This window comes from Streptomyces sp. SA15 (assembly GCF_002291145.1).
Classification (GTDB): Bacteria; Actinomycetota; Actinomycetes; order Streptomycetales; family Streptomycetaceae; genus Streptomyces.
Genome location: NZ_NTGE01000059.1, coordinates 1 through 18104 on the forward strand (window position 1 = coordinate 1; position 18104 = coordinate 18104).

Here is an 18104-nt window from a genome sequence, read left to right on the forward strand (position 1 = left end):
TCCACCTCGCCATGACCGACCTGATGGCCCGACGCCTCACCAGCGAAGCCACCATCTCCTGGCGCGACCCGACCTCCCGGGACCAAACACTAATTCCGGGATAAAACATCGGGAGAAAACGACCTCTTAGAGCCGGGAGTTGACCGGACTCGGGTTCAGCCGGGGCCATGAACCCACCGCGGTGTTGAAACCGCTGACGCCGCTTCGGTGTTGAACCTCAAATTGCCTTCAAGGCACTCAGGTACCTTCACAGCCCCCTCACACGATCGTGACCCCACAGGGCACAACCGTGTCTATCGTCACGTCCACCGCATCCAGTTCATGGCGTGTGCCCCGGTTGATGCCCTTGCCGTCCTGGGTCAAGCGTTCATAGAACGACAGTGCGACTAATCGCAACTGACGAGCCTCGCTCAGAGGGAACACGTGGGCGGGGCCAGAGGGGAAACTTCTCTTGTCAGGCAGCTTAGGAAGCTCCAGAAGAAGACGCATCCTGTCGAAACTCGCCCTCGGCGCCTGCTCGATCCTGCTCCTGGGATCCGGCGGCGAGGCCGCCGCAGCCGACAGCGGCGACGGCACACCCGACTGGGACTATGCGCCGTCGTCCCGGCCCGCGGCAGGCCCGGAGGCCCTCACCAAGGCCAACAACAACCGGCCCGTCTCAGGCAAGAACCTCAAAGCCGGCCCACCGTTCACCAAAGACTCGGCCGGCGTGTGGCAGGCCAATCGCACCACCGTCACACTGCGCAACACCGTCACCGACGCCGACGGCGACGCGGCGAACTTGACCTTCCAGGTCTACACGACAGACGCCGCCGGCAACCCGAAGGACCAGGTCCAACTCACCGACCCAGATACCGGCAAACCCGCCGCGTACGGTGTGATCGTGTCCGACTTCGTGACGTCCGGTGGAACGGCGCAGGTCACCATCAGGTACGGCGACCTGAAGACGAACACCACCTACGCCTTCCGCACCAGCGCCTACGACGGCAGCCTGTACGAGACCAACTGGTCGTCATGGGCGAAGTTCCACACCCGCGGCCGGGCGGTGAGCATCACCCTGCCCGAGCCGAAGAAGGACGCTCCGGCGGTCAATCAGGACGGTTACCAGGAGCCGCAGAAGATCGCTCAGCCGTCCATGGCCGCGGTCGACCCGACCGAACCACCCATCGGCCGAAGCGCCGAAGACGGCTGGAACTGCGGCACGCTGAACAAGAAGACGGGAATTCAGCCGTGTTCGCGGCTGGTGCCGGACGACAGCAAGAAGATCCGCGACGCCCTCACCAAGGGGACGAACGAGGTGAAGGCACTGCCTCGCCTGGTCGACTGGTGCGCAAACCTCACCGGCTCACACATCAAGCGCTATGAGGCGTGCATCGGCAGCTTCACCTGACGAGTACGAGGGCATCGTCATCAAGCACGGCAAGCCCACAGGCGAAATCCTGAACGCCTCCTGGGCGGTCGGCCAGGAGGTGAAACTGGCGGGGAACTCGGCGACGTTCACCCAGCAACTCGTGCTCGTGCCGGTGGCGATCGACGCCAAGTTCGGGTCGGTCACGCTCAACGTCGAGTTCGACTGCCTCCTGGCTGACCGGTGCACCAACGGTCCGCAGTCGTGGAACGGGGCACTGGTGTGGACGGGGGCGGATCCGTTCTCACACTCCGCGGTCGGGAAGATCGACCATACCTGGAACGCGGTGAACAACGCGGACAGGCTGGACCTGTCCACGAAGATCACCGCCTACTCGTCGGTGGCGAACCCGGCCGCGACGCGGTGGCAGGCCGATGGTGCGCAGATCCGCTGCGACAAGATTTCCTCCACCACGCCGGGTTGCACGTTCTACAAGTACATCCCGACGTGGGTGATGAACTTCGACAAGACGCCGCCGGCCGTCGCGCACGCATGGCTGATCCAGTCCAAGCTGCCCACGCACCCGGGCAGCAAGGCAGCCAACAAGCCGCTGTTCTACCTGCCTGCCGCGTCGAAGAACGCGCCCGGCCGCGACCCGGACGAGAACCGCAAGGTGATCTGCCCTGACGGGTGGGCGGCCACCTACGGCAACCCAGACGCGACCACCGTTCCCGAGATCAGCTCGGGCGACAAGGCGTCGTGCGACGAGTTCGCCTACGCCTCTACCTACAACTCCGGCGGCATGCCCGCCAGCAAAGGCGGCATGAACGAGGTCGACACCGGCAACGACTGCGTGCAGACCTACGCCACCCGGGTCAAGCAGGGCGAATGGCACCTGTACGACGACATCCGTGAGCCCGCTCCGACATGGAAGGAAGTGTGTGGCCGCTCGGCCATGTCGGGATGGATTAACTCCACCTCAATGGGTGGAGCGTTCAGCTCGGGCTTCTCGACCAAGTACCGGATGCTGGACAAGGACCCGTACTGGGTGAACTTCCCCCAGTTCGCGCACTGCGATGGAGCAAACGGCAATGCCCGACCACCTTGCATGGATCGCCGATGCCTGGCACAGCGCGAACCTGAATGCCACCGACCTGTACATCACCTGCGCCCGCGGCCTCAGCCCTCAGCAGCTGGCCGAACGCATGGCCGACCATCAGCCCGTCGAGATCGGGCCCGCCCTCACCATCCAGGAAGCGTCCCGCATGGTCGACCTCACGCAGATCTACTGCGTCGGCCGCATCGGCCAAAGCGGCGACTGGTCGTTCATCGTGGAGTCCGGGGGCAGCGAAGGCTGGTCCCTCGACCCGACAGTGTCCCGCGGCGGCGCTGAGGTGCTGATCTTCGACCCACGGCCGGACGATCCGCCGTCCTTCTTCAGGTACCTCGCCGACAGTGAGGTGCAGCTGCACTTCGAGTTGGGGTTCGGCTACTACCCCGCCGGAGCCCAGCCTGACCTGCTGCGCCCGGCGCTGGAAGCGGCCGGAGTCATCCCGCCGGAAGACAGCATTGATGACCTGCTTGGCGAGGACGAGGAGCTGCCGCCTGTCGAAGAGAAGCGCCGCGTGTTGAAAGTCGTCGGTGAGTATTTCGGGCTGTCACTGCCGCGGCAGGTGATCGAGAACGGGCAGCTTCCTGCCGTGGTCACCCGCACCTCACCTCCGTCCTCCTGGTGACCACGAGCGTGCTCAGAGATCCGATAGGCGCCCTGAGGGCCGCAGCATCGGTCACGTCCACGGACGTGACCCAGACGACACGGGGCCAGCAGCATGGAACGGCGGAAGCCGATGCCGTACCAAAGGGGCAGCGCGGGCGGTCTGTGAGCACGCCTTCGCGCACCTGAAGAACTGGCGCATCCGCACCAAGCTCCGCCGGGGGAATCCGTCACGCCACCACGCTGTTGCGTGCTCTGCTCGTCCTGACGAACCTCGAAGTCACCCGCTGACAGACGACCTTGAGCCCCGACAACCGCCCACGACCAGCACGAGAACACGACCGACAGCCCACACCAGCCCCGTGACCAGCAACTTGTTCGTGGATCTTCAGTGAGGGCTGGAAGCGGGCGGGAGCGTCGATGCGGGTGCCGACCAGGGGAGCGAGGGCCTCTGGAGTGAGGGCGTCCGGAGTGCCGCTTGGGGACGGGCGTGGCGCATCGAGGCACGCGGACGACTGGCTGAACGGGGAAGGTTCTGCGCATTTCGGACGCCCTGAAGCCGCCCCGGGGAACGATATGAACCGGCCGCTGGGATGCGGTTGTTGTCGCGACTGGGCCTCGGCATGATGGATGCCGCATGCCGTGCATCGACGCTGACCATCACCTCTCCGTGATGGGGCCCAGCCGAGATTCAGGTCGCGATATAGCGTTAGTCTTCTACTTGCGCCGCTGCCTGCGTTGCGCGGAGACGTTCGACAGGACCAGGACGGAAGCATGTCGGGAGAGATTTCACCCACTGGGAAGCCCTCCGGCCCGGCTCGTCGCCCGAGCTGCGAGCCTCTCATGCCGACCGGGGCCGGGTGGTGGATGTGCTGCGTATCGCGGCGGGGGACGGCCTGCTGACCGCGGACGAGTTGGACGAGCGCCTGGAAGCTGCCCTGTCGGCGCGGACTGTGAGCGAACTGGCCGCGCTCACCGCTGACCTGCCGCCCGTATCGGCCTCGGCCGGCGTTGCCGTAGCAGAGGTCAAGGACGTAGTCCGGATCGAACAGGTCCACAGCGGTGCGGTCGAGCGCGTGGGGCGCTGGGTGGTACCGCGGAAGCTGGAGCTCGCGGTGACGTACTGCGACGTGACGCTTGACTTCACTGACGCAGTGATCACGCACGACACCCTGCGGATGACGTGGGCATGACGGGGAAGACCCTGACGCTGGTCACGAGGCCGGGCATCGTGGTCGATACTGATGGTCTGCAGCTGGTACACAGCAAGGTCAAGTACCGTCAGACTCCGATAAATCCTCATACGCCGGTCACTCTGCGAGTGGAGCTGGTCGGTCAGAAGGCCCACGGCCGCGTGGTGGTGCGGCCCCCACGTCGGACGTTCGGGCAATGGCTGCTGCGCAGGCGCGCGTCCCCTTCTGCAGGCGCTTGACTCCATCGGTGCGAACTGTCGGCGGGGCGGTCGCTAGGTCTCTCTTGGCTGGGCGACGTTCGGGTATCGCGGGTTCGGCCGCTGCCGAAGTGAGCCTGGTCGGCTCGACTGGACTACCGGTGGGGCACTGCCCGGCGCGGCCCCACCGGTTTCTTCTGCGACACCCCGCCGGCCACCACGGCGGGTACATCCGCCTCGGCCAGCGCCTCCAGATACTGCTCCAGGCCGATTAGCCGGCGCCGGAGCACCTCTTCCGCCTCCGCGAGAGCCGCCCGCACCCGCTCCAGTTCGGCCTCGAGTTCTTCCACCCGCACCGCCGCGGCCTTCTGCCGCGCTTCCAGGACCGCCCGCATTGACGGCATCCGCCACCCCCACGACATCTCGGCCAGCAACGAGCCGAGGCTTCCGCGACAGCTGCGATCTCATGTCTGACCAGCAGAAGTCACACACGAGGTTCGGAAAGAGAACGACCTCTGAGACCTTGTTGCGCTGCGAGACACTCAGGGGAGGAATAGTCAAGACTTGTGGATCAGGTGAGGTGAGTCAGCTCAGGCGGCCCTGGGCAGGGAGGAGCGTCTTGCTGAGTGGCGGACGGCCCTGTCATCAGCATTCTCCGGTCGCGCTGCGCACGGGCGTGATGATCTCGTCGGCGAGCCATCGCGCGGCCTGTGAGGGATAGGGGCTGCGTAGGCTCAGCACGATGTGCGTCATGCCTGCGGCGATGAGCTCCGTGATGACCTTGCGGTCGGTGGCTGGGTCGCCGTAGGACACGATGTACTGTACGGAGCGGGTGATCGTCCGCGGATCACGGCCGATGGCGGCGCAGTGGTCGTCCAGAACGGCGCTGCGCTCGGTGATGTAGTCCAGCGTGTTGTGTGGCGGTCCGGGGATGTTCCAGATGTCGGCGTGCTCGGCGACCAGGCGGAGCGTCCTGTTTCCCCAGCCGCCGATCAGCAGGGGCGGCCCTGGCCGCTGAACAGGTTTCGGCTCGTTGCGGTTGCCGGTCAGGGTGTAGTAGCGGCCGTGGAAGTCGAAGACGTCCCGCGTCCACATGCCGCGGAGGATGGCAATGGTCTCCTCCAGGCGGGCGATGCCTTCGGCGGGTGGGACTAGCGTGAGGCCGTAGGCTGCGTACTCCGCTACGGCCGGGTTCTCGCCGGGTATGCCGCCCGCGTTGGGTGGCTGCACGGTGCCGCCCACGCCGAGGCCCATGATCAGGCGGCCCCCGGAGATCACGTCGACTGTTGTGGCGATTTTGCCGAGGACGGCGGGCGGCCGGATCCGATTGCTCGTCACGAGCAGGCCGAGGCGCAGCCGTTGGGTCCTGGCGGCCAGGGCGCTCAGCAGTGTCCACCCTTCGAGGATCTGCCCGTCCTTCGGGCCGGCGATCGGCATGAGGTGGTCCCACAGCCAGGCGTCCGCGATTTCGGGCAGGTCGTCGGCTTCCTGCCACACGCGGAGGATGTCCTCGTAGGGGACCCGCATCGGGGTGGTCTTGATTCCGAATGTTACGGAGGGGAGGTGCTGGTCGGCCATGTTGCCACGCGCCCTTCGAGTCGACGCGCCGCCGTTGACGGCGACATCATCACCGTAGCGGATCATCAGCATTGCTGACCATCAGTCTCTGGATACGCTGTTGCCATGACGCGCGACGCACCGCCCGAGGTCCTCTCCTCTCGACTCGGTTATCTGCTCAAGCACGTGTACCTGCGGCTGACCGAGGAGTCGGCGCGGGCCTTGGCGCCGCACGGGATCGACGGCCGTGAACTGGCGGTTCTCGCCGTCCTCGACGCGCATGACGAGCTGTCTCAACTGGAAGCGGCGGGCAAGCTGGGCATCGACCGCACGACGATGGTGGCCCTCGTCGACGCTTTGGAGGGCAAGGAACTGGTCGAGCGGCGCCGCAGTCCCCAGGACCGACGCAAGAACATCGTGCAGCTCACGCCGACCGGACGGGAGCGACTACGCGACGCCGAATTCGCCCGCCAGGAGACGGAACGCCGGTTCCTCGCCCCGCTCTCCCGCCCAGACGCCGCGCTCCTGGTCCGCGCCCTGCAGTCCCTCGTCGGTGCCCCGACGGGCGCTGGCCAGGCGTCCGACTCGGCATGACAGGCGGTGACGTTGGCTTACATCCGTAGACCTCCGTAATCAGTGAGACGGGTCTCCAGCCGTCCCGGTCAGGCTGCATGGGCCTTGGGACGTTCGACGAGTTGACCCCGTTCGAAGCGGGCTCTGGCCCGGACAAGGGCGAGGAGGTGCGGTGCGTTCACGGCCCGCCATCGCTGCTGGGCGGATGCGACGAGCTTGAAGACCACGGCCAGAGCGGCGGCCGGGCTGCCGGCGCCCTTGGTCACCTTCGTGCGGAGCCGCACCGTGGCGAAGGGCGACTCGACCCGGAGGACAGGCCGTGCAGGTAGAGCAGCGGCAGCACTTCGCTGATCTTCGGGGACTTGCGGCACCAGGGCGACAGGATCGCCGAGGAGAACCGCTTGCGCTCGACGGCGGCCGGAGCGGCTGTCAATGGCCGCCGCCGCGGAGTCGACATGGGCACCAAGTTCTGCCGGCGATCGGACATGAACGCTCCTTTGGCGGCTGAGTGCGTTCAGGATCTGTCGCGCGGTTCTTGCCATGCATCCCCCACGGTGTCCGCGTGCCCCGGCCGGCCGGGAACGGTAGTTCGGCGCATTGGGGTGCATACAAGTGCGCATGATGCGCCATGGTGCAGAACCGGCCACGCAGGCACCGGGTGTGACCAGCCGCGACGGAAGCCGTGTGGAACGTCGGACAATCCGCAATCATCAACTGGGCATTGCACGAATGCCCTCTTCCCGGGGGGTGTTCGAATGGATCTTCCGGGCAGTCATGCCCCGCCGATCAGAAGGAGGCGGGCATGGACACGAACGAACATCACGACGGTGCTGCACCGGATCCCGAACAGCCGGCGGACCAACCCTCGATGCAACCAGACAGCGATGGACGGCAGGACCGTGACAGCGCGGTTGCGGACATGGCCGGTGAGTTCGGTTCGGAGCTGGTGCGGGCCATCCGCGCGGGCCTGGCCCAAGGCGCCAGCCCTGGGTACGGTCCGCGGGGCCCGTCCAAGCTGACCTGGTACGCCTTCGCGACCGAATACGCGCGGGCGCACTGGCCCGGACGGGCCGCGAAGACCCGGAACGAGGTCAGCGAGGCGCTGACAGCGATCACCCTGGCGATGTGCTGGGACATGCCGGGCCGGCCGAAGGAGCAGCTGCTGCGCCGTGCCCTGCGACACTGGGCCTTTGTAGTGCCGGGGCCGGATCAGCGGGAGCTGCCGGCGGAGGACCGGCTGGTGCTGCAGTGGGTGGCGAAGGCGTCCCGGCCACTGGTCGACCTGCATGATCCGGTCCTGGCGCGCGACGTGTTGGAGTCGCTGCGCCGCAAGCTGGACGGCGGTGAGGCGGCGGTGGAGACCATGCGCCGCAAGCGCAAGGTGTTCGTGCACGCACTCCACTACGCCGTGGAGCGGGGCGAGCTGGGCAGTCATCCGCTGGAGAAGATCCGCTGGCGGGTGCCCAAGCCGTCGGTCGCGGTGGACCCGCGGGCGGTGGCCAACCCGTACCAGGCACGGGATCTGCTGAGCGCCGTCTCCTACGTGGGCGGCTACCGCAGGGCCCGTGGCCGCCAGCTGGTCGGCTTTTTCGCCGGCATGTACTACGCGGGTCTGCGTCCGGAGGAGGCGGTCGCGGTGACGCTGCCGGACAACCGCCTGCCCAGATCCGGTTGGGGGCGGTTGATCCTGCATCGCACTCGGCCGCAGGCGGGCAAACGATGGACCGACACCGGCGCGTACCACGACGAGCGCGGGCTGAAGAACCGCCCGCCGGGAGAAACACGGGTGGTGCCGCTCCCGCCGCACCTGGTGGCCCTGTGGAGGGACCACGTCGCCACCTTCGGTACGGCCGACGACGGCCGGCTGTTCTTCACCGAACAGGGCCGGATCATCACCTACACCACCTACCACCGGGTATGGCACGAGACCCGCGACCTCGCCCTGCCGCCCGCGCTCACCAGCACACCGCTCGCGAAGCGGCCGTACGACCTGCGGCACTCGGCGCTGTCCACGTGGCTGTGCGCGGGCGCCGACCCGGCCGAGGTCGCCCAGCGGGCCGGCAACAGCGTCGAGGTCCTGCTGAGCCGGTACGCCAAGTGCCTGTACGACCGGCAGTCCATCAACAACCAGCGCATCGAAGGACTCCTGAGCGCCTACGACCAGCCGCCCGAACCGGACGTGGCGTGAGGAGTTCGGCACCTTGTGGTGGGAAATGGATCAGGCGGTCTCGGCAGTTGGGAGACGGGGCATGGCGGTCGAAGCTGAGAAGGTGAGCCGGAAGCGGTTCGAGGAACTCGTCGCCGACGAGGGGATCTCGTTGGCTCACCGTGCGCTGTGGTCGGCGCTGTGGGACGGCGAGGCCCGCGTGGCGGACTGGCTGAGGGCGCAGATCGAGGACGTGGACCTCCCGCGCAGGCGGGTGTACATGCGGGAGTCGGTGAGAGCGGACACGCCGGAGTGGGTCCCGGTGAGTGAGTTGACGGCATCGCTGCTGGACCGGTTGATCGGTGATCTGACGAGCGGCCCCTTGTTCTCCCACGGCCCGGCGCGGCTCACGCGCGAAAGCGCCTCTGTCATGGCACGCAGCCATGCGGGGACCAGCCTGCACGCGGTCCGGTCTGGCGGTTTGAGTGCCCGATGGCCTCGAGCGGCCGCGGAGCCAGCGCCGTAGCGCCACAGGGTATGCGGCGACGAATGTGAGCGCCTGCCGCGCCGCCCCGGGAGAGTCGCCACCCAGTGAGAAGTGCCACCGACCGGCCATCGCGTCCTGGGCGAGGTCGTTCGTGCCGACGAAGTCGACCTCGGCGACGATCGCCGCCGCCTGGAGCGCGGCGGCCGGGACCTCGATCATCACGTCGGCGGTCTGGATGCTGTGGGCGCGCGCGAGCCGGGCGAGTTGCGGGCCTCGGCGGGAGTGGAGACCATCGGCACCATCACCCAGACGTTGGCCCGGTCCTCTGGCGTCAGCGCACGCGTGGTCTCGCCCAGGGCTGCGAGCTGTTCCTCGAGCAGCTGGGGCTGCGTACGGACGAGTCGGTAACCGCATCGAGGGGCTCCCGCAGGCAACCTGCCTGCGGGAGCCCCTCTGCCGCCGAAGCGTCGACGCGGCGTGGACTGATGTGCGGGAACCGAGGACACCGGCCGGTGAACTCGACATCGCCACGCCACCACGCCTCGGGAGGCGTAGGCGGTGGCTGGCACTGATACGACACTCGCAGGCTGGTACAGGGGCGTCCATCTGGACGACCCGCGCACGCGGCGGCTCGGTGGCGAACAACAGAGCCCGGCTGCGGCGGTGGGTACGGCGCCGAGCGAGAAGACGCCGACGAGACGGCGATCGACCTCGCTCCGGTTGAATCAGACTCGGTTCAGTGTCTCCTCCTCGGGCTTCGTGCCACCACCTGCCGCACCATCCGTTGTGAACGCTGGGCGGTTCACCCTGGAAAGGCCCCGGCGGATGAACCGATCAGCTCTTGGCCACAGCCCCTGGTGTCAGCCGCTGAGTGGGATCCCCGTGGCCAGGGCGGCGGTCACGGGGTGGGACGGTGAGGAGAACAGCCGTGCGGTGGGCCCGGACTCGACCACATGTCCTTCGGACATCACGAGCAGCGAGTCCGTGCGGTCGCAGACGAGGCGCACGTCGTGGCTGACCAGGACGAGGGACAGGCCGCGCCCGTCGCTGAGTTCGGTGAGCAGGTCCATCACGGAGATGGCGCTGTCCGCGTCCAGCGCGGAGGTGACCTCGTCGCAAATCAGCACGTGGGGTCGACTGCGAGGCCCCGGGCTATGGCGACGCGTTGGCGCTGTCCGCCGGATAGTTCGTGAGGGTAGTGGTCGGCGAAGGCTGCGGGCAGGCCGACCTGCTCCAGGGGTTCCAGGACGCGGGCCGGTGACTCGGCCCGCGCGGCCCGCCGGTGCAGCAGGAGCGGTGCCCGAGTTGTCTGTGGGAGGCGGTCTGTTCGGGCGCTGCAGCGCTTCGTTCGGACTCGGGGGCCGCCGGGCGGTGCCCAAATCCGACTCGATGCCGGTTTTACTCCGTGCACACAGACTTGCCGATGCCTTGACGATGCGTTCCGTGGACGTTCAACCAGCTGTCCCTGCCTGGGTTGTGTGCCGCGCCTAAGTTCCTTCACCGTTGCGAAAGAAGGGACTCATGGACGCACTCCTCGCAATCCGGGCCCGCGGGATCACCAAGTGTTTCGGCGACATCGTCGCGCTCGACGGCATCGATCTGGATGTGACGCAGGGGCAGATCCACGGCCTTGTCGGGCCGAACGGCGCCGGCAAGACGACGTGGCTCGGCCTCCTGCTGGGCCTGGCCGTCGCCGAGAGCGGCCGCCTGGAGATCCTGGGTACGCCGGTCCGGCGGGCGCTCGCCGCTCCCGACGGTGTCGCCGGCTTTGTGGACGGGCCCGGGCTCTATCCCTCGCTCACCGCCAGGCAGAACCTCGCCGCGCTGGCCGCTCTTCGCGGCAGCGACGCGCGGACAGCGGGAATTGACGACGTGCTCGACCAGGTCGGGCTCACCGATGTGGCCGACGACCGGACCCGCGGGTTCTCCCTCGGCATGCGCCAGCGGCTCGGGCTTGCTGCCGCCCTGCTCACCAAGCCCCGGCTGCTCGTGCTCGACGAACCCGCCAACGGCCTCGACCCGGCTGGCAAAAAACACGTACACGGTGTCCTCACCCGGCTCGCGGCGGACGGAACCAGCGTCGTGCTCTCGAGCCATCGCATGGATGACCTCGAGGCACTGTGCTCCGAGGTCACCATCCTCGCCACCGGGCGGGTCGTCTTCTCCGGCCCGCCCGGCAAGCTGGCAGCCGAACACCGTGAACTCGACTACCGATTGCTCACCTCCGACCCGCAGGCCGCTTGCCGGGTGGCTGCCGACACGGCCGGGATCGGTGTCGTCGACGATGCCGGGGCACGCCATGGCGCCGAGAGGGTCGTCGTGCGCGCACTGGTGCCCGCCCTCGACGAACTGGTGGTGCGGCTCGTACATGCGGGCATCGCGGTGCGCGAGCTCACCCCCGTGGTGTCACCCCTCGAGGCCGCGTTCCTCGCCCTCACCGAGCATCAGGAGGCCGGTAGATGACCGCGACCGCAGTCGGCGTAGTCGACGACCAGACTGCCGGCGCCAGTCGCGTCTCGGTGCCGCGTGGCTACCGCTTCGAGCTGGTCAAGCTGGTTTCGCAGTGGCGGATCCGCTTGCTGGTCCTGGCCTGCTGGATCGCGCCGGCGCTCTTCGTCGCCGCGGTGAGCGAGCAGAGCACGCTGCCCACCGACACCCTCTTCGGTCGCTGGATGCACGCCACGGGGTGGGCCGGACCGCTGGTGATGCTCGGTTTCGCGGGCACCTGGGCGCTCCCGCTGCTGACCTCGGTGGTCGCCGGTGACGTGTTCGCCTCCGAGGACCGGCTCGGTACCTGGCGCCACCTGCTCGTGGCGGTCCGCTCGCCTCGACGGATCTTCGCGGCGAAGGCACTGGCCAGTCTCACCGTCATCCTGGTGCTCGTGGCCGGGCTGGCCTGTTCCAGCATGGTCGGCGGGGTCGTGGCGGTCGGCAACCAGCCGCTGGTCGGCCTCGACGGCCACCTGCTGGCGCCTTCGGACGCGGCCGGGAAGGTCCTCCTCGCCTGGGTGTGTGTGCTTGCCCCGACCCTGGCCCTCGCCGCGATCGGACTGCTCGGGTCGGTCGCGCTGGGACGGTCCCCGATGGGACTGCTGCTGCCCGCGCTCGTCGCGCTCGCGATGCAGCTCGCCCAGATGCTGCCGCTGCCCGTCGCCGCACGCCTCGCCCTGCCCAGCTACGCCTTCATCGCCTGGAACGGTCTGTTCACCAGCCCCACGCAGCTCGGCCCGCTCCTGATCGGCATCGTTGTCAGCCTGGCGTGGGCCGTGCTCGCGACCGCGCTGGCCTGTCTGCTCTTCCTGCGGCGCGACTTCACCAACCCCACCTACGACGGCTCCGGGCGGCGCGCCCTCATCACCGGGCTGCTGCCGCTGGCCGCACTGGTCGCCCTCACGGTCACGGTCGTCGCCGTCGCGATCCCGTCCACGGGTTCCGGAATCCAGCAGGACAAGGTGCAGCGGTCGGTCGCCAGGGCATTCGCCCACCTCTACCGCTTGCAGACCGAGCAGCTCAACCGCCCCGACGTCACCGAGGCGCAGCTGCGGGCCACGGCTGCGTGCGACAAGGGCGCCGGCCGGCTCGCCGCCGAGGGACCGGGCAACGACTGGCGCTGCGTCGTCTCCTGGCATCTCCCCGGCGTCGAGGCCACGGGGCAGGCCGTCTACCAGCTCGACGTCACCGCGGACGGGCGGTTCGTCGCCGATGGCGACGGACCGAAGGAAGTGAACGGCTACTTCCTGGTGCGGACCCCGATCGGGGACGCACCGAACCCGCTGTGGCAGTTCGACAGCAACGTCGAACTGCTCTCCACCCCACCCCCGAAGGGATAACTCCATGCAGGTAACACGCCGCCGCAGGCGTGTCGAGAAGGAGCATTCCGGATTTCTCGGCAGACGCCTCGGCCGCCGGATACCCCTGCTGACGACGGGCACCACCGCTGTCGCCCTCGTCGCCGCCGGCACCGCTTTCGCCCAGACGACCCAGTTCGGTACCGAGCAGGTCGGCCAGGTCACCGATCAGGGCCAGGTCATCTCCAGCGACCAGTACATCGCCCCGTACGGCGACCGCCTCGTCGTCGACAACGGCAAGATCATGTCGTCCTCGGTCAGCCCGGACGGCACCCATCTCGCGGCCTCGGTCACCGACGGTGGGACGGCGCTGTCCATCGTGGACCTGAAGAAGTGGAAGGTGCAGCAGCTCGTCGGCAACTCCGCCTCGGCCGACCTGCGGATCAGCGGCAACGACGTGGGCCAGGAAGGCCCCACGTACTCACCCGACGGCAAGCAGCTGTGGCTGGGCCAGACCGACGGCTACACCAAGTTCACCGTGAACCCGGACGGCAGCGTCGCCAACCCGACGGCCGTCAAGATCCCGGCGGACGGGGCCCGGCACGCTCTGGTGGGGGAGGCGGTGTTCTCGCCCGACGGCTCCACGGTGTACTCCGCCGTCAACGGCCAGAACCGCGTGGTCGCCATCGACACGGCGACCGGGACCATCAAGCAGAGCTGGGCCGTCGGCAACGCCCCGCGTGACATGGTCGAGGTCGGATCCAAGCTCTACGTCAGCAACGAGGGCGGGCGCCCGGCGAAGCCCGGCGATACCACGATCAACTCGTACGGCACCCAGGTGCCGGCCAGCCCGGTGACCGCCGCCACCACCACCGGCACGGTCAGCGTCATCGACCTGGCGAACCCGTCTGCCGCCGTCGGAAGCATCAACGTCGGCCTGCACCCGACCGCGCTGTACGCGAAGAAGGGCGCGTTGTTCGTCACGAACACCGCCACCAACGACGTGTCGGTCATCAACACCGCCAGCGACAAGGTTGTGCAGACCATCGCCACCCAGCCGTGGCCGGAGGCGTCCGTGGGCTACGAGCCCGACGCGGTGACGCTCACCGACGACGGTCACCTGCTGGTGACGCTCGGCCGCGCCAACGCGGTCGCCGTCTACCGGTACACGAGCCCGCAGGAGCCGGTCGGCTACGTCGGCCTGCTCCCGACGGACTACTTCCCCGCGGAGATCGCCACCGTCGGCAACCAGGTGCTGGTCTCCAACACCCGTGGCATCGACGCCCGCCGCCCCACCAACAGCGCCGGGCACGGCACCCACGACACGACCTCGAGCCTGCAGCGGTTCACACTGCCGGACGACAGCGTCATCAAGTCCGAGACGGCCAAGGTCTTCCAGCAGAACGGCTGGAACGCCGGCTCGGTCGCGCCGACCGACGGCAAGAGCACGGCAAAGCCGGTGCCGGTCCCGGTGCGGCTCGGCGACCCCTCGACGATCAAGCACGTCTTCCTGCTCGTCAAGGAGAACCGGACCTACGACCAGGTCCTCGGTGACCTTCCGGAGGGCAACGGCGACCCGTCGCTGGCCGAGTTCGGCGAGAACGTGACCCCGAACCAGCACGCGCTGGCCCAGCAGTTCGGGCTGTACGACAACATGTACGACATCGGCACGAACTCCGCCGAGGGCCACAACTGGCTGATGCAGGCCGACGATCCGGAGTACACCGAGTCCTCGGCCGGTGAGTACGCGCGCAGCTACGACACCGAGGACGACGCACTCGGCCACCAGCGGACCGGGTTCCTCTGGACCGGAGCACAGGCGGCCGGCAGGTCCGTACGGGACTTCGGCGAGTTCCAGCAGTTCCTGACCAAACCGTCGGGCGCGACCTGGCAGAACCTGTACTGCGACGCCAAGAACATGGACGCGACCGGGCAGGACACCGCCTACACCCTGAACTCGTCCTCGCCGATCCCGTCCCTCAACGACGTGTCAGTGCACGGCTTCCCGAAGTTCGACACCAGCATCCCGGACATCTACCGGGAGCAGATCTGGAAACGTGACTTCGAGAAGAACGGCCCGGAGAACCTGAACATGTTCTGGCTCTCCAGCGACCACACCGGTGGCCCGGCGAACGCCGCCTCCCAGGTCGCGGACAACGACCTCGCGACCGGCAGGATCGTCGACGAGATCTCGCACAGCAAGTACTGGAAGGACTCAGCGATCTTCGTCGTCGAGGATGACTCCCAGGCCGGCCTCGACCACGTCGACGGCCACCGGGCCCCGATCCAGATCATCAGCCCCTGGGCCCAGCACGGCACCGTCGACAACCACTACTACACCCAGATCACGATGATCCGGACCATCGAGCAGATCCTCGGGATCCACCCGATGAACCAGAAGGACAGCGCGGCCACCCCGATGCGTGGGGCGTTCACCCAGCACCCGGACTACACACCGTTCAAGGCGCTGCCCAACCGGACCTCGCTGACCACGGGCCTGTCGACCCCGCCTGCCTGCGGCGTGGACACCCCGGCACCGCAGGACCCCAGTGCGGCGGCCGTGCCGTCGGCGAAGGTGCCGGCGGACGAGCAGGCGGTCGCGGCGAAGTGGGAGGACTGGAAGTCGCACCAGCGGCTGACCGGCCCGAACGCCGTGCCCGACTTCGCCAACCCCGCGCAGATGAACCACTTCACGTGGTACCAGACGCACGACTGGAAGAAGCCGTACCCCGGCGAGGACAAGATCTACGCACCAGACGACGTGCCGGGCGCCTACATCCCGTCGTCGGCATCTGACGGCTGACGCAGCCTCATCCCCACAAAGGGCCCCTGGCCGGCGTCACCGCTGACCAGGGGCATTTTTTGTCCCCCTGTTTGACAGGAGAGTTTGGCGGTGTGTCAGCAGCTCCCGGCAAAAGTCAGCTGCGCCGACCGCGCGGCAGGACATGCAGGTCGCGGCAGAGACTCGCCCTTGGCGGCGAGCGGGTCACCTGTCACGATCAAGCCGTGGTCAACCTTTCGAAGATCGTGAGGCAGGCAGACGTCCTCCTCGACCTGATGGGCGTGGCGGTCGGCTCGATGCTGTTGGTGGTGGGCATCGAGACCTACCGCGACGGTGGATCCGTGGGCTGGCCCATAGCCGGATCAGCGCTGTTCCTGATCAATCTATGGGTAGCCGGGCGTCGATTCGCCCGGCGCAGGAGGCCGACTCCGTCGCCTTAGCGGCACACAGGTGCTCTGGCGGGACCGGGCGCGGGGAAGGAACGCTGCGAGGTCGTCGGCGGTTTCAGGGCCGGCGGCGTCGAGCCGTGCCGCGATGGCTACGTACCAGCTTGTGGCGACCAGCGCGAGCATCGCCACCGCGGCGATTCTGGTGAGCAGGTGCAGCGGGACGTGCTTCATCAGGGTTCGGCCGCCGAGACTGCCGAGTGCGGCGACGGTCCACAAGGCGAGCAGGGCACCGAGGCCCACCGAGATCGGACTGTCGTAGCGGGCGGCCAGGTTGACGGTAAGGATCTGGGTGAGGTCGCCGAACTCGGCGACGAGGATGAGCGTGAAACCGAGCCCGGCTACCTTCCAGAACGACGGGCTGGACGAGCTGTTGCTCCCTTCCTCGCCGTCCCCCTCGTCTGAGTCCTCACTGTCCTCGTCTCTCTTCTTGAACAGCAGAGCCGCCCCGGCGAAGAACAGTGTGCCTGTCACGGCCTGCAAGCCGGTGAGGCAGCAGTGACAGCACGCCGCCCGCCGCCAGGGCCAGGGCGACATGAACGGCGAAGGCCGCGGCAACCCCCGCGAACACAGGGCAAGCGCGGTAGCGGGTAGTGAGCACCAGCACCGCGACGGCGGTCTTGTCGGGGAGCTCAGAGGGCAGGATGACTCCGTATGTGATCGCCAGGACGGTGAAGTTGAGCAAGGGCTGGACTCCCTCTTCGATGGGGCTGTCCCTCCGGGAGATCAACGAGCCCGACCGCCTTCACGGAACAGCCCATACGGGCGGTGTCCGGTCCCTGGTGGCCCCAGTGGTGCGTAGCGGCTCCCACTCGCTCACCCCGCTCGGATACCGCCCGGGGCCGACACGCGCCGACATGAAGGAGAGGCATTCCGGGCGTGCCGAGACGCAGGGCTATGGCCGTTTCCAGCTGGCGCCTCAGTGCGTAACGAACCTGGTCGCACCGGTAGGGCGGGTCGTCGCCGAGCATGGGCGCAGCGGTTGGGGCCTCGCTATCGCCGCGCTGATCACCGTTCCCGCCACACCGTCCACAACGACGCCGCTGCGTTCATGAAGCCCACCGAACGGGTGGCAGCGGAGGCTGGTTGCGCCGCCTGTGGCCGTGGCGGGACAGCCGGGTCACGGGACAGCCTGCAGGTTGGGCACCGCCTGCCGCAGACGCTCGGCGCTGATCGCGCCCGCACGCTTCAGGACAGCTCCTGGGCCGGTGAGATCCACGATCGAGGAGGCGACGGCGTCCGCGGTGGGCCCGCCGTCCAGGTAGACGGCGACCGAGTCGCCGAGCATGCGCTGCGCGGCATCGCAGTCCTGCGGGAACCCGGGCTCGGCAGGTCCGCCGGTGATGAGATGGATGTTGGTCAGGTGGCGGCCGCCGTCGCGGACCTGGCGGCAGACGCCTGAGGTCTTCGACTCGTCGTGGTCGGCGGTGTACCGGCGTCACGGAGTGGAGGGCGGCCCGGGTGTGGCCAAGCCGCACCGTCTGAGTCCTCGGCCCGCCTGGGGCGACATCGGTGGACCATCGAGCGCACCGTGAGCTGGCTGGGCGCCTTCCGCCGCCTGCACCGGGGCTATGAGCACAAGTCCGAGCACTTCCTCGCCTTCGCCGGCATCGCCGCAGCCCTCATCTGGCGCTTGTTTTCGCGGTGGCGGGCCCTGTGTTGGGACCCCCACCAGTCCGCCCAGGCCCGCTGGCGAGCGGTCAACGCACCCCACCTAGTGGCGTTCGTGCGAGCCGGAGCCCGCTTCGAACGGGGCCAGCTCGTCGAACGCCCCGAAGCTCACGCAGCCTGAACAGCCTCAACTGACCCGCAGGTATTGACACAGCCCCCACCAACCTGCGGATCCACAATCCCCCAAGTCGTGACTGCGCGC

Annotated in this window: 14 protein-coding genes and 5 pseudogenes; 10 read left to right on the forward strand and 9 right to left on the reverse strand. The window is 68.1% G+C overall.

The window, feature by feature from the left end:
- Window positions 1–451: 451 nt before the first annotated feature.
- The 3 genes from CLM62_RS10730 to CLM62_RS53000 all read left to right on the forward strand — a co-directional run bounded on the left by CLM62_RS10730 (window position 452) and on the right by CLM62_RS53000 (window position 4255).
- Window positions 452–1390: a hypothetical protein gene (locus tag CLM62_RS10730; RefSeq protein ID WP_095749617.1), complete on the forward strand. Its 939-nt coding sequence runs from the start codon at window positions 452–454 to the stop codon at window positions 1388–1390.
- 1049 nt (window positions 1391–2439) lie between these two features.
- Window positions 2440–3084, forward strand: coding sequence for a DUF6461 domain-containing protein (locus tag CLM62_RS51355; protein WP_095749618.1), 645 nt, complete (start codon window positions 2440–2442; stop codon window positions 3082–3084).
- Between the two features lie 847 nt (window positions 3085–3931).
- The gene (locus CLM62_RS53000) at window positions 3932–4255 is read left to right on the forward strand and encodes a DUF1707 domain-containing protein (protein WP_373559132.1); all 324 of its coding nucleotides are present in this window, start codon (window positions 3932–3934) and stop codon (window positions 4253–4255) included.
- Between the two features lie 355 nt (window positions 4256–4610).
- Here CLM62_RS53000 and CLM62_RS10745 read toward each other — a convergent pair.
- Window positions 4611–4847: pseudogene (locus CLM62_RS10745) on the reverse strand (hypothetical protein); the annotation flags it as partial.
- A gap of 250 nt (window positions 4848–5097) precedes the next feature.
- The gene (locus CLM62_RS10750; RefSeq protein ID WP_095749646.1) at window positions 5098–6030 is read right to left on the reverse strand and encodes an LLM class flavin-dependent oxidoreductase; all 933 of its coding nucleotides are present in this window, start codon (window positions 6028–6030) and stop codon (window positions 5098–5100) included.
- Window positions 6031–6135: 105 nt separating this feature from the next.
- Between CLM62_RS10750 and CLM62_RS10755 the strand changes: the two genes are divergently transcribed.
- On the forward strand, window positions 6136–6603 hold the full coding sequence (locus CLM62_RS10755) for a MarR family winged helix-turn-helix transcriptional regulator (protein WP_095749619.1): 468 nt from the start codon (window positions 6136–6138) through the stop codon (window positions 6601–6603).
- Between the two features lie 68 nt (window positions 6604–6671).
- On the opposite strand, the pseudogene CLM62_RS10760 reads toward CLM62_RS10755, so the two are convergent.
- A pseudogene (locus CLM62_RS10760) lies at window positions 6672–6887 on the reverse strand (IS256 family transposase); the annotation flags it as partial.
- The gene (locus CLM62_RS49935; protein WP_179382040.1) at window positions 6845–7069 is read right to left on the reverse strand and encodes a hypothetical protein; all 225 of its coding nucleotides are present in this window, start codon (window positions 7067–7069) and stop codon (window positions 6845–6847) included. The pseudogene CLM62_RS10760 and the gene CLM62_RS49935, both read right to left, overlap by 43 nt.
- A 315-nt stretch (window positions 7070–7384) precedes the next feature.
- Here CLM62_RS49935 and CLM62_RS10765 point away from each other — a divergent pair, with 315 nt between their 5' ends.
- On the forward strand, window positions 7385–8770 hold the full coding sequence (locus CLM62_RS10765) for a site-specific integrase (protein WP_095749620.1): 1386 nt from the start codon (window positions 7385–7387) through the stop codon (window positions 8768–8770).
- Here the strand turns inward: CLM62_RS10765 and CLM62_RS50735 are convergent.
- Complete coding sequence (locus CLM62_RS50735) at window positions 8703–9434, reverse strand: putative PEP-binding protein (RefSeq protein ID WP_218835583.1); 732 nt, start codon at window positions 9432–9434, stop codon at window positions 8703–8705. The two genes, CLM62_RS10765 and CLM62_RS50735, sit on opposite strands and share 68 nt — an antisense overlap.
- Between CLM62_RS50735 and CLM62_RS50740 the strand changes: the two genes are divergently transcribed.
- On the forward strand, window positions 9327–9623 hold the full coding sequence (locus CLM62_RS50740; RefSeq protein ID WP_095749622.1) for a hypothetical protein: 297 nt from the start codon (window positions 9327–9329) through the stop codon (window positions 9621–9623). The two genes, CLM62_RS50735 and CLM62_RS50740, sit on opposite strands and share 108 nt — an antisense overlap.
- Before the next feature lie 452 nt (window positions 9624–10075).
- Here the strand turns inward: CLM62_RS50740 and CLM62_RS52675 are convergent, their stop codons facing one another.
- Together CLM62_RS52675 and CLM62_RS51360 are read right to left on the reverse strand one after the other, a co-directional pair.
- On the reverse strand, window positions 10076–10342 hold the full coding sequence (locus tag CLM62_RS52675) for a hypothetical protein (RefSeq protein WP_306457900.1): 267 nt from the start codon (window positions 10340–10342) through the stop codon (window positions 10076–10078).
- Window positions 10336–10716: an ATP-binding cassette domain-containing protein gene (locus CLM62_RS51360; RefSeq protein WP_306457901.1), complete on the reverse strand. Its 381-nt coding sequence runs from the start codon at window positions 10714–10716 to the stop codon at window positions 10336–10338. The genes CLM62_RS52675 and CLM62_RS51360 overlap by 7 nt, the downstream gene beginning before the upstream one ends.
- Window positions 10717–10736: 20 nt before the next feature.
- Here CLM62_RS51360 and CLM62_RS10785 point away from each other — a divergent pair, with 20 nt between their 5' ends.
- Genes CLM62_RS10785 through CLM62_RS10795 form a run of 3 tightly spaced genes read left to right on the forward strand, consistent with a single transcriptional unit; the run spans window position 10737 to window position 15806 of the window.
- The gene (locus CLM62_RS10785; RefSeq protein WP_095749623.1) at window positions 10737–11678 is read left to right on the forward strand and encodes an ABC transporter ATP-binding protein; all 942 of its coding nucleotides are present in this window, start codon (window positions 10737–10739) and stop codon (window positions 11676–11678) included.
- Entirely contained in the window at window positions 11675–13045 is a 1371-nt protein-coding gene (locus CLM62_RS10790; RefSeq protein WP_095749624.1) for an ABC transporter permease, read from the forward strand. Before CLM62_RS10785 ends, CLM62_RS10790 begins: the two co-directional genes overlap by 4 nt.
- A 4-nt stretch (window positions 13046–13049) precedes the next feature.
- A complete protein-coding gene (locus CLM62_RS10795) occupies window positions 13050–15806 on the forward strand; it encodes a bifunctional YncE family protein/alkaline phosphatase family protein (protein ID WP_095749625.1) in 2757 nt (918 codons plus the stop codon).
- A gap of 509 nt (window positions 15807–16315) precedes the next feature.
- Here CLM62_RS10795 and CLM62_RS10805 read toward each other — a convergent pair.
- Window positions 16316–16916: pseudogene (locus tag CLM62_RS10805) on the reverse strand (TMEM165/GDT1 family protein); the annotation flags it as partial.
- A 435-nt stretch (window positions 16917–17351) separates the two neighbouring features.
- A pseudogene (locus tag CLM62_RS10810) lies at window positions 17352–17576 on the reverse strand (threonylcarbamoyl-AMP synthase); the annotation flags it as partial.
- Window positions 17577–17714: 138 nt separating this feature from the next.
- Between CLM62_RS10810 and CLM62_RS10815 the strand changes: the two are divergent.
- Window positions 17715–17858: pseudogene (locus CLM62_RS10815) on the forward strand (transposase); the annotation flags it as partial.
- Window positions 17859–18104: the final 246 nt, after the last annotated feature.

Bases quoted from the DNA above. Each gene is read 5' to 3' on its own strand.
- CLM62_RS10750 (WP_095749646.1), bottom strand. From the start codon at position 6,030: ATGGCCGACCAGCACCTCCCCTCCGTAACATTCGGAATCAAGACCACC.
- CLM62_RS50735 (WP_218835583.1), bottom strand. From the start codon at position 9,434: ATGATCGAGGTCCCGGCCGCCGCGCTCCAGGCGGCGGCGATCGTCGCC.
- CLM62_RS10755 (WP_095749619.1), top strand. From the start codon at position 6,136: ATGACGCGCGACGCACCGCCCGAGGTCCTCTCCTCTCGACTCGGTTAT.
- CLM62_RS10785 (WP_095749623.1), top strand. From the start codon at position 10,737: ATGGACGCACTCCTCGCAATCCGGGCCCGCGGGATCACCAAGTGTTTC.
- CLM62_RS10795 (WP_095749625.1), top strand. From the start codon at position 13,050: ATGCAGGTAACACGCCGCCGCAGGCGTGTCGAGAAGGAGCATTCCGGA.
- CLM62_RS10790 (WP_095749624.1), top strand. From the start codon at position 11,675: ATGACCGCGACCGCAGTCGGCGTAGTCGACGACCAGACTGCCGGCGCC.
- CLM62_RS10765 (WP_095749620.1), top strand. From the start codon at position 7,385: ATGGACACGAACGAACATCACGACGGTGCTGCACCGGATCCCGAACAG.
- CLM62_RS51355 (WP_095749618.1), top strand. From the start codon at position 2,440: ATGCCCGACCACCTTGCATGGATCGCCGATGCCTGGCACAGCGCGAAC.
- CLM62_RS49935 (WP_179382040.1), bottom strand. From the start codon at position 7,069: ATGTCCGATCGCCGGCAGAACTTGGTGCCCATGTCGACTCCGCGGCGG.